Consider the following 15,006-nt stretch of genomic DNA (forward strand, 5'->3'; position numbering starts at 1 on the left):
CAAAATATCTAATTATCTAAATGCAAATAATTTTCTAGCCAATAAAATTATTCAACCAACTATACAACTTACAATTTCATACGGCCAAAAACATAATAAAAAGATTATGAAAAAATAACACTTAATAAAATCAACTATTTAAGTGATTACCCAAGGAGTATGCACAAGCATGCTACCTATAGTTTAACTTCACAATATTGGTATAACTTTCGTGGAAACTCCCTAAGTATATTACTCCTTCTCTATCGACAGCTATTGCTTGTGCAATTGCTATCGCCTGCGATCCGTTGCCAGAATTCATAATAATTCGCTCTCCCGTTTTAAGGTTAATGCGATCGATATCTATATGCCCTTCTCGGTAAGTTAAGTTGTAAACATATTGATCAACTATGGTCCACGACATATCAAGCATAACGGTAAACTCTTCATGAATTAGTTTCACTTCATCATTATCTAAGGTCCATAGGCCATCCTTTGCTCTTTGAGTAAAAAATAGCTGTCCAGTACTAGAAAACTGACCAAATTCAACTCCTTCAGCTAAAGTATTTGATATATCCCCAGACTTGATATCTACTAACCTAAGTGATGGCCTACCCAAAATATCAAATGAAGCCATAATAGTTTGATTATCAGGACCCCAAGCAACGCCATACAACTCATGTTGACCCTGGATATCAATATACTGAGTTGTATGACTATTTAAATCATAGATAAAAGGTTGATGATTGTTGCGACCCAATATCTGAGTTCCATCAACCGAAAATTTAATATGTCTAATAAAACTTATATCTTTAAATTGAGTTAACTGAGATTCGGTACCACCTTTTGATTTTAACCAAATTTGCGGCTCTCCTGTACGAGTGGATACAAAAGCCAGATGTTTCCCGTCTAAACTGATAGTTGGACGAGAGTCATCCCCATTCGAAGCTATAAAGCGAGACCAATCATGCTGTATTTTATCATCCGTTGATGCACTTCCTGATTTCAACGAAGAGGGTAATCGCCAAATTTCTCCATCGTACAATTGCCCTAATACAGCAACAACATCTCCTTTCTGGTTAGAAACAGGTGAAAAAACAGGCTGTAATATATTAGTTAGTTGGGAGTGTGTTTTTGACTCTATGATATAGCGCATCAAATTCAACCCTTCCCCGCGATAGATCAAAGACTCACTATCATGGCTCCAAGCTACTGTATGCAGAGCAAGATCGAGCATAAATAGTTTTTGCCAGTTCCCAGTGTCCAAAGACAGCAACATCACCTGTACCTGATACCAGCGAACATTTCTAACTACCGCCAAATAACGACCATTTGGTGAGAGACTGAGAGAGTAATCGCCACCACCAATGGAGTATGGTTGACTCAACTGCTTTTTATTAGCCCCAGTAATATCGATAGAAAACAACATTTTTTCACTAAGAAAGTTTTTTCCATGATCTTCATCAGAATAGAAAATGCTCTTGCCTGAAGGGTGCCAGACTATACTAGTACTCTGGATGATACTTTTACAGTCGGTGATCTTACTTACTTCTCCAAATTGTCCATCACGTACCTCCACCATATTAATTTGACAGCCACCGATGAGATTAAAGGAAAGATAAGCAATTTTACTGCCATCAGGGCTAAAAGCTGGATAACCCTGACTATCAAACGAATCTTCAAGAAAGTGAGTTTTACGATTATCTAATGTCATCAAACCTATACGCCAGCTTTTCTCACCTAAGTCTCGTTTCGCATAGGTCAAATATTTGCCATCAGCCGAGAGCATAGGCGATAGCTCTTGCCCATCGAGATAAGTAAGACGTTTTAGCTCTGTCTTAACATGTTGCGTATTATCGATAGTGGTATGATGAGTAATTTGGTAAACGGAGAAGATAAGCAGCGACAAAAGTCCGGTTAATAACAATGCTGTTTTCCCAGCATGATGATACAAGGTGGCAAACAAGCTACGTTTAAAGACTTGTCTCTTACTCTCTACATTATCAAGTTCAGTACCGGCAATCACTTCAGTAGCAAACTTCTCATGCTTGGTGATCTCTTTGAGTAAAGTAATAGGGGCAATTAATACATAACCCACTTTAGGTAAGGTTTTGATAAAATGTGGCGATTTTGCATTATCGCCAAGTTGATTTCTTAATATGCCTATAATGCGATTGATAGCGTTATCTGACACTTCCCCACCAGACCAGACCTCATCCAGCAACATATCCCGACTCACAGGTTCCCCAGCATGGTTTATCAGGCATAGCAGTACCTGCATCGCCCTTAACTCCACTTTGAGCAAGTTATCTCCGCTTAAAATGGTGCATTGCGCCGGATCGACAACCTTATCAGCCAATCGATATCGAGTTCGATTTAACATTAATGGCTCGCTTATTAGCTTAAAAGAATAAATAACAACATAAGAGTCCAAAGAGTACAGACAAGAACATCAAATTAGAGCAAGACAAGCAAATGAAATCAACACCATTAACAGATAATTCACTTATTAACATTGAGAGAGTATGTAACAGTATCTTTTTTTACTTGCTTCACCTCCTCACCTGCGGGTATCTTTGCTGCGCACTTTTACTAAGGTTCTTTTAATGTCTGACTTTATCTACTCGCCGCCCACAACACCTTGGCTTGACATCCTTTACCAAGACAAAGATATTTTAGTTGTCAATAAGCCTTCAGGTTTACTCTCTGTCCCGGGACGAGATCCAGCTCATAGAGATAGCATTTATGCCCGTGTTCTCGCTGAATATCCAAATGCACAAGTTGTTCATAGGCTCGACATGTCCACATCCGGCGTCATAGTGCTCGCATTAAGACGAAATGCAGAAAAAGAGCTTAAGAGACAATTTAGGGATAGAGAGACCAAAAAAACTTATTACGCGAGAGTCGCTGGTCATATAAAAGAGGGGACTGGCACCATTGAGCTTCCACTTATATGTGACTGGCCAAACCGCCCAAAACAGAAGGTTGACCATAAATCAGGAAAACCATCATTAACACACTATAAGGTTATCAGTAGAGCAAAACGTTCAACCTTGGTAAGGCTGACGCCAATCACAGGACGTTCTCATCAGTTAAGAGTACATATGCTTGCCATAGGTCATCCAATATTAGGTGATAACTTCTATGCTGACCCATTAGCAAAAAGATTAGCCTCTCGATTGTTATTGCATGCCCATGAGTTAACCATAAAACAACCATACTCGGGAAAGGAGTTGTCCTTCCGTTGTAATGTCCCCTTTATGGAGCCAGAGGGACAACAATAATACGGTATACCCAAACTACCTGAGAGTATTAACGTCCTACAGCAATAACCACTACTTCATAATACAACAAGGTATTTATTATCAAATGATGAATTTCAATAGCCTTTTCTTATAAAAAGACGTAAATTAGCCACTAATCATCATATAAATAAGCTAACCACCATGGATACTTCATTCCAAAGAGATCAACTTGATAATCAGATATTATCAGCACTGATGGCGGAGGCACGTACTCCTTTTGCCGAGTTGGCTAAACGTTTCAGTGTCAGTGCCGGTACCATCCATGTTCGTGTTGAAAAAATGAAACAGGCTGGCATTATCACTGGAGCACAAATTACCGTAGACCCTAAGGCCCTTGGCTATGATGTATGCTGCTTTATCGGCATAAATTTGAAGAGTGCCGGCGATTATCCAGCTGCGATATCTAAACTAAATGCGTTAGAGGAAGTCGTTGAAGCATATTATACAACGGGCAACTACAGCGTTTTTGTAAAGGTTATGTGCCAATCCATTGATGGATTGCAGCATGTGCTGATCAACCGTATTCAATCAATCGATGAAATTCAGTCAACAGAAACATTAATAAGCCTGCAGAACCCTATTGTTAGGGCTGTGAAGCCTTAATAGCCATTGAGGCAGATGAAAAACATACACTCTCTTGCTACTTTAATTTACCAGCAAAAAAAGGCTAACTCTCGTTAGCAATTCCGGTAAGTTAAGCTTACTGGCATTTTTTATTTCTGGCGTATCTCTGAGGTCTGCGCTTGACCATTCTAGGAAAAGACCGTATTCGTCGAGGCGCTAAAATCAGACTCTCAGCCATGTCGTAGAAGTACTTAAGCTGTCCAGGAATGGCACCTGGTGTGGAGTAGGGTAAGCCTACTAGCAGCCTAAAAATATGAGCTAAAGAACCATTAAAACTCAACTGATAAGGGAGGTAATCCCCTTTAAGTTGATGGCACATTTTCACCATTTGATAGCGTACTAAATTGTAATTGTAGGTGAGTAAGATCCCCCACAACTCCTGCTTAACGAGCTCTGGTAGTCGACTTCTCAACGTTAATCGATTGCCTAGCATGTATTGCTTCTGCTCGCGATAACCCAATTCTATTTCCCATCTATGTGCATATAGGTCAGCGATGTCTGTAACGGAATAGCGCATCGGATCTGTCATTGAGGTCAAAACCGAGTATTCTTTGCCATTAATCTTTCGACTTATTAACCGCACTTCCAGCTCATTTGGCAACTCAGCCCAGCGTTTTCGGGCATGTGGATTACTTTTTAACTGGACGATCTTATCGTTGTGTCCCAAGCTGCGGATCACCTCATATTGGACATTTTTCTTCAAGGGGATCAGCCAGTGTCGTTCAATACCAGTGGTTTGCCATTGATACAGCAGTCCAAGTGAAGAATACCATTCCATCTTAACAATTAGTCATTCTTGCCCAGTCTCTTTGACACAATGACATAACCCTTTTAGTGTCGCTGATAAAGTCATTCCAAGCAGTTGAACACTCATCCACTATATTCTCATAACCTTTGAAACTGCGATTAGCTAGATGATGCTGTCGTAACCAACTCCAGACTTGTTCTATGGGATTTAGCTCTGGCGAATATGGAGGTAATTTGATGATACTAAGATTGTTAAATTCATCCGCAATATCATCGGTATGCCAACCAGCACCATCCATCACTACAACAGCGTGTCGACCAGACTTTGTTCTTTGGGATATCAGCGAGAGATGTTGGCGCATAATATCCTTACTGAGGTATGGCGTAATTAGCGCTTCAGTTTCTCCTGTTTGTGGACAAACAGCCCCAAAGAAATGAACATATTCAAATTGTTGCTGACGCACAGCTCTTGGACGCGTCCCTTTTCTCGCCCATAAGCGTGTCGTGGTATTTTGTTGGCCAAATCTCGCTTCATCTTGGAACCAGATATCGACCTGCTCAAGTGCCACACTACCTGGGATGTTAAGGATCGTTTCCAGTTGGAACTTTTTTAAAAGCCGTTTGGGCTTCAGGTGATTGTTTGGGGTGCTTGGAACGGCTGGTTATCCAGCTAAAGCTCAGCTGAGTCAATAGTTTATAAATAGCATTAGGGTGATAATCAACATCAAAATGGTGCTGAATATATTTTCGGATGTCATCACCTGTCAGTCTGCCACCAGAGGTTTCAGACAACTTGCTTCTATATGGGTGCTAAGCTGTTGTTTTTGCTGTTTAGTAAGGTAGCTATCTCTTCCTTTATTCTTTTTAGCATCCAATCCTTTGAGGCCATGAGTAAGATATTTTGCTACCCATGTATTCGCACTGCCACGGGCGACTTTAAGTCTATTGGTGACTTCTGTTCGGCTGTGCCCTTCTAGAAATAATGACACTGCCAATAATCGGATCCGTTTGCGAGGGTCCTTTTCTGCTCTAGATAGGGCTAAGATCTCTTCTGAGGTGTAGTTTTTCAAAAAGGAATACGGGTGATTTATGGTGTTCCTATTAGATCACAACTCTTTACTGATTGGTATAAAAGCCTCGATCGAACAGTGTCAGACTATGGTCTGGAGTCGAATCGATAAGTTTCTCAGCCAAAATCATCTCGTTAACAGCATAATCATCAAAAGCACTGGCGGTAATAAGCTGGCTACTCAATTCCATTTGGCAGACCATACGGACTTGAGGATATTGAGTGTTTTTAGGCGTAGTGAATACCTCTGCATTATCAGGTGTATCTTCCGTTCGCCACACTACACCATCGACTCCTAGTAACATCAGTCCATTCCAAGCTGGATGTAGAGCTTCACGATTCCAATGAGCTTGAGTACACTCAAACAGCGCTTTCATTGCTTGCTTCACCTAGATCTTTTCGTCGTTGAGTTAAGGCGCTAGGAGCGACAAATGGCTTGCCCTCTCTATCGACGACATCGAGCATATTAACAATGTGAGCCATGGGATTATTGTTATAAATAGCCATCCCGATGACAAGGCAACTCATTGATTCTAATGTTAATTTACGTTTTACAAGCGTTACCGTTTCAGTCAATGCATACGCTTCCTCTATCTATTCTAGAGGGAGTAAGTCAGCGAGGGTTTCAACGTGATGAGGTTTGAGTTGGTTGATGATGTCAAAAGCTTGAGAAACATGCATAAAAAAATCCGAGACCTAGAGATAGGACTCAGATTCTGAAGCATCTAGAAGATCAGTCAACCGATCGATAAATCACTAAATGATCGGCATTGAACTCTCGTTAGCCTTTTTTTTAGTCAAACAAATTAACCTTGAAATTTACGTCTAATCCAAACAAGTGGAAGTAGCAAGGTTGCAATCCAACCCATAGAGCCACCTTCATCAAAGTTCAAGGTGTCAGTAACAGTAACTGATGTCATTTTCGTATTTGAATTCCCATTTCCATCAGAAACGGTTAGTTCAAATGACAATACAGTTCCTTGACTATCAACCTCTGGAGCATCGAAAGTAACACTTTTGCCCGTTGATCCTAGTGCTACGAGTACGCCACCCGTTTGTTTCCACGCATAAGTTAGTGCATCATCGTTGCCATCATAAGAAGCACTCCCATCAAGAGTAATGCTTGCTGTATCAGTAACGCTCGAAGGCGCATCAATCATAGCAACTGGCACCATTTCCATTACACCAAACTTAATAGTCTCTTCAACAAGATCAGAACCTAGTTCATTGGTTAGTTTCAACGCGAACGCATCACCTGCTTTTGTTGGTATTAAGTCAAAACCAGCAGATAAACTCTCACCTGAAGCTGCAGATTGAGTCACACTCCAAGTAATCGTATTTCCTTCTTGAGTTCCCTCATCAGAAATATTTTCCACCTTATGACCCGCGGACATTTGGGCTGTAAACGTATATACCTTATCTTCATCTGAGAAGTTAGGCTCAACATCAAAGCTCACTCTGCTCGCCTTACCTGCAGCCATAGCATCTGATAAGTTGGTTATATGACTAACATCATCTTTACGAACAAGGCTATATGGTACTTGTATCATGGCGCTCTTATCGCCAGACTCAAGAATCAAAATACCTGAAGAGTTCTTATCAGTATCCCAATCAAAAGTAAGACTAAACTCACCTTCATCTTCTGCTACTGTTACCGATACATCACTACTTAACGATGCTTCATCTGCTACAACAGAGGTTACAGTCACAGTCACGTCATCCGAACCACCAGGAGTTGAGGCTTTATAACCATCAACGACTACATAGTAAGTACCAGCGGGCAGATCGGTAAATGAGACAGATTCATCCGAATCCGCTCCAGCGCTACTTCCTATTTTAGCAAAAGAGCCGTTGAAAATACGAAGATCCACATCCGGAGCAGTTTCTGAAGAAGTAGAAAATATGACATTTGGTACTAATTCTGCAAATTCAACTTCGACTATTACAAAATCATCTTCAGGTACCGTTACAATTGTTGGTTCAACAAGATCCGATGTTTTATCATAAACTCCGGCTGTCATCGCAGATAGATCACTTGCGACAAAGCCAGTGTAAGTCATACTGCCTTCTGTACGACCTGCTGTAATTGACAAACTATCAGGAAGGTTATGTCCATTAGATTTAACCGCTACAGGTAACTTAGCTTCAGGCATCCCATCACTAACAAGTTTGATATTGGCAAAATTCCAGCCAGCACTAGCTGAAGTTGTATCAGCAGTTATGGTTAACTCTTGGGTTGCACCGACTTCAAGTTCGAAACTAGCGGGAGAAACACTTAATACCAAACCATCGGCCACACCTAAAGTGCTAGCGTTCCATGTGCCAGCTTTAGTTGCTTTCACAGTACGAGTCCAAGTACAAGTGTTGACACATTTAGCATTCGCCATCGTCGGTAAATTAATCTCTGATGGCTGTCCATTTAACCCTGGATCTGCTTTCACATAATTAACATAGGTCTCATCCATGACTAAGCCAGACTTCGCTGCGGCTTCTATATCAGCAAAACCAGCTCCCATATCAAAGAAATCAGATGGCGTCTCACCATCGTCTTTGAATGTAGTTTGGTTAGCGGTCATCATTAAGGCAGATTGTACTTCAGCAGGAGTCCACGTAGGGTGAATACTGGCAAGCAATGTTAATGAGCCAGCAATGTGCGGGCTTGCCATAGAAGTGCCACTTAAGAAACCATAATCATTCGGATCTGGAAACTGTTTAAAGGCATCAGACTGATCATCAGCATAAGCGGCAAAAATGCTCACACCTGGAGCTGCAATTGATGGAGCGATTACATCCGGAACTGATTTATTCGGACCTCGAGAAGTAAACTCTGCCGCAATACGTGCAAATTCATCATCATGTTCAATTTCAGTGCCCGTGATACTTGCCATATGTTCTGCACCGCTTGCCAACCATGCTCGCAGCACATCACCGTTATCAGCATCAATGTGAATAGCAGGTAAAACATGAGCATCGGCAACAACGCTTGTAGCCTCATCCTCACCATGTATGTTTGCTAGCACAAGTGCTGACGCGCCACCCGCTTTTACATTACGCCCTTTATCAACACGAGCAATAGCACCACGATCACAAACTACAATCGTGTCTGCTGCGAATGTATTTTCAGGAAACGGCTCCAAACACTGGGCTGAGTCACTATCAGGGTCATTACTATTTTCAAAGTTACCTGCATAAACAATAGAACCGGAAAATGCACCTGTCATCGCCTTACCCGTTAAATCTTTAGGAGCTTCTGTATCACCACCAGTAAAGCTGCCAACGGTTTTCTCAGTGAAATCTCTATCATGAGTATAAGCAGCAACAGTAGTTAACCAAGGTGCATCTCCAGGAGAGCCAACAGTTTCAGGTCCAGGACCTGAGTTACCCGCAGAAGTCGCAACATGAATACCCGCTTTACGGGCAGATAAAAAGGCTAACGCATCGGCATCATTCCATGGATTACTTGAACCGCCACCAATGGAATAGTTGAGTGCATCAACACCATTTTCAATTGCATGTTCTACTGCTAGAACGGTTAGTGAAGGCAAGCAACCTGCAAATCCAACATCATCATCTTCACCTGGAAGACATACCTGGTAAGAAACAATGTTCGCATGTGGCGCAACACCTGACATAGACTCAAATACGACACCCGTTTCTCCGCCATCCACATCAGGGACATTAGTATTTAAAAGAACATTACCCGCAGTTGTACCTGATGTATGAGAACCATGGCCATTATGATCTTCACCATTCGCAGGAACATCTAGATCATAATCTAGATAGCCATCAGTTACAGCAGGCCAACTATGTACACCAATTAATTTATCATTACAAAGCTCAGGAAAGTCACCAGCACAATCACCGGAATAAGTACCTTGTCCCCATGGGTTAGTGTGATCATAATCATCACCGCCAACATCAGCAAAAGAAGGGTGGTCAGTGTTGATACCAGTATCAATGATACCAACTATCATCCCTTCACCTTTACTTGCCGTCCCAGTCGCTTCACCACTCCATACAGCTGGACCTTTGATAATCGCAGGTCCCGCATCTGTCATCGTTTTACGTAAAATTTCTCTTTGAATATTTGCAATCCCTGAAACTTTAGCCAACTTAGCAGCTTGATCTTGCGTCATTTCAACAACCATACCGTTATAAGCTAATGTTGTTCTCTGTTTTATATTCAACTCACCCAGTAAAGATGTAGCCTTAGATATTACGCTGTCTTGGCGTGAGTTTAGAAACGAACGGTATGACTTTACATTCTTACTATTTACATCCAGCTTTCTGCTTTTACCTTTAACGGCGTCAGAAGATGTTGCCTCATAACCTTCAATCCCACCTTGATAAAGGGCAACTGGGTTTTCAATAAGACGAACAAAATATCTATAAGTTCCTGAGCTAAGATTCACTTCCGGCGTAAACACTGCATGACTACGAATAACTTGGGTGTTAGTCACTGGCTTAGAATCAACAACTGATATTTGTGCCCTAACGTCAGCTGATTTGGAGGCTACAACTTTAACGTGGTTATCTGAATATCCTACAGCATTCACAGACATGGAGAGTAACGCAGTAGATACTGCAATTGCGATTTGAGTTTTCACTTGTCAATTCCTTAACACTTTATAGTGTTTTTGTTATATTCCATATTTACTACTCAGCTCTCTTCTTACTCAGATAGAGATACTAAATTAAAGGAAAATCATTAGCAGATTTAACTAAAGACCTTACCTTTTAACACAACAACAACAACGCGGCAAACATAAATGCATAATCACACTTCAGATTGAGTAACAACAAAAAGATGCGTATAAACATAATGCTCCCATTACTTGAGTGCATGAATCATGAGTATTTGGTATAAATCTGATAAGTGCTCGTGATGACCCAGCCACAATTGCTAAACTGAGCTCTTTGAAAAAAAATCTAGAGGCATACTACACGGCAGGAAACAACAGCATTCTGTAAAGATTATGTGCCAGTCCATCGACAGATTACATCGATAGACAGCTAAATCGTATCCAGCCAATCCACGAACCTAATCATTAATTAAGCCTGAAAAAACCTATTGTTAGGACAGTTAAACCATCGCATCACATGGCACACGCCTCCTCACCTTGCGGAACCCCCTTAAAAACAACCGAGAGACAACATTTAGCTCTATAAAAATTAACAAAGAAAGCTATTCATGTTACAAAACTTCCTTAACCTCTCAAAAAAAGAGAGGAGATAATAATAATTCAATAATAAATTGCCTTAATTAAAATTTGTCTAAGGCACTAATTGACAAGGAAGAACGTAGTGAAAACTAAACTATCAATAGCAATAACAGCTGCATTAGTATCTAGTTCAGCTTATTCAGCACCGCAACCTGTAGCCATCAGCCAGCTGCAATTAAATCCTCAATTACAGAATGTTTATTCCCTCAAAAAACCAGCAAGTATTACAGGAATGCGCGATCAATTTGATGCAACGTCTAAGCAGGAAACATTTCAATGGGCTAAAAAAGGACAACAAACTCCAGCATTATCCGCTTTAGAACATAAGTACAAAGCAACAACAGCTGCCGATTTTTACTTGAATAAAGTCACTGGTCTTTCAACCGTAAAAAAAGGTAATGTGCAAGCCGTATTATCAAGTGTTCATGACATTGGTCGTGGATCCATGGTGGCCAAATACACTCAAAGACTCAATGGTATTCAAGTCTTTAATCACGAAGTCAACATCATGATGGATCGTGAGTTTAATATGGTTGCCGCTTCAGGTAAATTTGCAAATCATGTGTCATCTAAACACAATAGAATTGAAGGCTTACAAGCTGATTTTGGCGATTCGACTTCAGCCATTAATACAGCTTTCCATACAATGGGAGGCAGCCAAGTCTCTTTAGCCCAAAGCCCTAAAGATCCTAGCAATCAATTCCAATCTTATACTGCCTCAGTAACCGATGGTAATAAACAAATAGTAGGAGAACCTAGAAGTAAACAAGTTTACTTCATGAAGAAAGGTAGTTTAGTACCCGCATTTTACATAGAAATTCAAGTAGCTGAAACTAACAGTGTTGACTCAGAGTTTTATAGTTTTGTCATTAATGCTGAGACCAATAAAGTCTTATTTAAGCATAACCTGACATCTCAAGATGCTGACTTCAATTACAGAGTATACGCAGATGAGACAGGGGTACCTTGGGATAGTCCTCATGGAAATGTCATACCAGCAATGAGTGCAGATCAAACTGACTCTTCAGAATATTTAGATGCTCCTATGGTTATTATTTCTTCAGGTCCAATAAGCACAAAAGATGCTTGGTTGTCTGATGATGCAACAACAACATCAGGTAATAACGTTAATGCCTATGTTGATGCCATTGCACCAGATGGATTCACCAATGGCGATTTTACCGCTGAAGTGACAAGCTCTAACACTTTTGATTACAAGTATAATACTGCTGAAGTTGAAAGCTCTGTAAATAACAGAAAAGCAGCAACTGTTAACCTGTTCTATTTAAACAACTATCTACATGATACCTTCTATGACCACGGTTTCGATGAAGCAGCGGGTAATGCGCAGGCATTAAATTATGATCGAGGTGGAGTAGAGGGTGATGCTCTTCGTGCTGAAGTCCAAGATAACTCTGGCTTCAATAATGCAAATATGAGTACTCCAGCAGATGGGGCGTCTCCACGAATGCAGATGTATTTGTGGGATAGTAAAGATGCCATTATTGGTGAGCAATATGGTGTAACGGTCACATCTGACGATGCTATAGGGTTATTGCTTTCAACACAGCGTGCCAGTTTTGGTCAGGGACAGTTTGATATATCTGGTGATGTTGTCCGTATCACTGATGACACAGCGCCAACCTCTGATGGCTGTGAAGCTGCAGTAAATGGAGCCGAACTGGCTGGAAAAATAGCCATTATTGACCGTGGGGCTTGTAACTTTACTCAAAAAGCAAAGAATGCCCAAGATGCAGGAGCGATAGCGGTACTTATCGCAAATAATAGTGGAACTGACGAACCAGCTCCTATGGGCGGCTCCGATGATGACGTAAAAATCCCAAGCATGGGATTATCACTTAACGACGGTGCAAAAATATACGCTAAACTTGATGCTGCCGAAAACGTTACAATTTCAATGTTTAATCAAAAACCTTACAAAGCTAGTTCTTGGGATAATGCCATTGTGGCTCACGAGTGGGGACATTATATCTCCAACCGTTTAGTCGGTAATGCATCAGGCTTGATAAACCAGCAAGGCCGCTCAATGGGTGAAGGATGGGGGGATTTCCATGCGCTTCTCCTTATTTCAGAAGAAGATGATGCATTAATAGCTGGAAATGAATTGTTCCAAAAAGCATATGCCGCGGTGTCTTATGTAGGGTCTTTCTATACCGGTATTCGTAACTATCCATATAGTACCGATATGGAGATAAACCCACTAACTTTTGCGAATGTAGAGCTCGGCAATGGTACTGGTGCAGATCGAGATGGAAATGCCGAAGTGCATGATGCTGGAGAGCCTTGGGCTGCAATGTTATGGGATAGCTACGTTGCACTAATCAACGATGAACGCCATACATTCTCCGAAGCTCGTAGCTTAATGATGGATTATCTCGTCTCTGGCTATAAAATGACGCCTATAGCGCCAACTTATACTGAAGCTCGTGATGCTATTTTAGCCGCCGCATTTGCTAATGATGTAAAAGATTATGAACTCATTTTAGGTGCATTTGCTCGACGCGGAATGGGACTTGGGGCTGTTTCACCTGAACGTTTTGATACCAAACACAATGGTGTCGTAGAATCTTTCAAGACTAAATTGGCCACATTCTCTGTATCTGAACATAATCTAAATACAAATTACGAAGGGATGACTACTGGTTACTGCTCTAACGACAATATCTTAGATAAAGGAGAAACAGGTACAGTCAGCTTTACTGTCGCGAATAGAGGTAGTGAAGACTTCGAAAGCATTGAAGGTGTTGTTGAAGTAACGAGTGGACATGACGTTACTTTTGCTAACGAAGGGAAAGTAAGTTTTGCTGCAGTTCCAAAGTTTGGCGAAGCAACAAGTACTCCTCTCGAATTTACTCTTAATGACGCTGGAGTTGCTGAAGAAGTTGAATTAAAAATTACTTTCCCTGAATTGACTGAGGAAGTTGAAGCTTCTGAGTACAAACTTTCAACTGTAGTAAACATGGATTTTGTGGCTAAAGAAGCTCAATCTAATATGTCAACGAGTGACATGGAAGATTATTCAGGTTTAGTTGATTTGAAAGAAATGATACTAAGTGGCGGAGAGTTAGCTGAAGGCACTTCGATGCTAGATGGCACATATGCATCTTTCTTCCCCGTTGATAGCCAATATATGTTTATTGCAAATAATGGTTTTGCATCTGATGTTGCTTTTGAAACAAAACCCGTGACCGTAGGTTATGCAGGTGACTTTACTGTTAGCTGGTTCCAGTATTATGAAATAGAAGATGCTTATGATGGTGGTGTTGTTGAGCTAAGCATCAATGGTAGTGACTGGACTGATGTCACAAAAGTTGGTGGCACATTTGAAGGTGCTGGGTATGATGGTGAGTTAGCAGATCTACTTCCTGGTCGCTCTGCATTTACGGGAGTAATGCCTTGGCCTGGTGGAACTGAAACCGTTAACTTTGGTACTGCGTTAAACGGTAACGAAGTTAAATTTAGGTTCCGTATAGTTTCAGATACAAACACTAACTCATTTGGCTGGATCGTAGATAATGTTACTTTCAAGAACATCTCTTCGGATGTATTCCACACCCAAGTAGCGGGTGATAGCTTAGCATGTGATAACCGCTTACCTAGTGTAACGACAGTCGCAAGTGCAGAGAGTGTTAAAGAAGGTGAAGCTGTAACGTTAACTGCTACCGCTGTCGATGCAAACGAAGCCGATACATTAACTTATATATGGACGCAAACCTCAGGAACTGAAGCTACGTTAACTGGTGCTGATACAGCAACAGCCAGTTTTTCAGCTCCTTTAGTTTCAGCCGATGAAGCACTTGAATTTACCGTAACAGTAAACGACGGAACGGCTGATGTTGTATCGAATGTAAGTGTTACTGTAACGGATATACCTGCAGTCGTTACTCCACCTGCACCGAAGAAATCATCAGGTGGGTCTACAGGTTTACTGACTTTATTATTACTTCCGCTAGCGCTTCTTCGCCGTCGTAGGTAGTCACTAAACGTTAAACAAAAAAGAGTCATAACCCCTCGGTTATGACTCTTTTTATTAACAAAG

The 15,006-nt window shown here is 41.1% G+C and carries 5 protein-coding genes and 3 pseudogenes; 3 read left to right on the forward strand and 5 right to left on the reverse strand.

What is annotated here, in order from left to right; genetic code table 11:
- Positions 1-172: 172 nt before the first annotated feature.
- Complete coding sequence (locus HWQ47_RS21830; protein WP_269968107.1) at positions 173-2,362, reverse strand: winged helix-turn-helix domain-containing protein; 2,190 nt, start codon at positions 2,360-2,362, stop codon at positions 173-175.
- Positions 2,363-2,585: 223 nt separating this feature from the next.
- On the opposite strand from HWQ47_RS21830, the gene rluA reads away from it, so the two are divergent.
- Complete coding sequence (rluA, locus tag HWQ47_RS21835) at positions 2,586-3,263, forward strand: bifunctional tRNA pseudouridine(32) synthase/23S rRNA pseudouridine(746) synthase RluA (protein WP_269968108.1); 678 nt, start codon at positions 2,586-2,588, stop codon at positions 3,261-3,263.
- A 162-nt stretch (positions 3,264-3,425) separates the two neighbouring features.
- Positions 3,426-3,887 (forward strand): transcriptional regulator AsnC, encoded by a 462-nt coding sequence (asnC, locus tag HWQ47_RS21840; protein ID WP_269968109.1) that lies wholly within the window; start codon positions 3,426-3,428, stop codon positions 3,885-3,887.
- A 97-nt stretch (positions 3,888-3,984) separates the two neighbouring features.
- Here asnC and HWQ47_RS21845 read toward each other — a convergent pair.
- From HWQ47_RS21845 to HWQ47_RS21860, 4 genes and pseudogenes are all read right to left on the reverse strand, one after another.
- A pseudogene (locus HWQ47_RS21845) lies at positions 3,985-4,677 on the reverse strand (IS4 family transposase); the annotation flags it as partial.
- A gap of 10 nt (positions 4,678-4,687) precedes the next feature.
- Positions 4,688-5,746, reverse strand: a pseudogene (locus HWQ47_RS21850) (IS630 family transposase).
- 34 nt (positions 5,747-5,780) lie between these two features.
- Positions 5,781-6,405: pseudogene (locus HWQ47_RS21855) on the reverse strand (IS4 family transposase); the annotation flags it as partial.
- Between the two features lie 125 nt (positions 6,406-6,530).
- Positions 6,531-10,331: a S8 family serine peptidase gene (locus HWQ47_RS21860; protein WP_269968110.1), complete on the reverse strand. Its 3,801-nt coding sequence runs from the start codon at positions 10,329-10,331 to the stop codon at positions 6,531-6,533.
- A gap of 697 nt (positions 10,332-11,028) precedes the next feature.
- On the opposite strand from HWQ47_RS21860, the gene HWQ47_RS21865 reads away from it, so the two are divergent.
- Entirely contained in the window at positions 11,029-14,943 is a 3,915-nt protein-coding gene (locus HWQ47_RS21865) for a rhombosortase-dependent M36 family metallopeptidase (protein WP_269968111.1), read from the forward strand.
- The last annotated feature ends 63 nt before the right edge of the window (positions 14,944-15,006 follow it).

Origin of the sequence: Shewanella sp. MTB7 (assembly GCF_027571385.1) — a bacterium.
Taxonomy (GTDB): domain Bacteria; phylum Pseudomonadota; class Gammaproteobacteria; order Enterobacterales; family Shewanellaceae; genus Shewanella.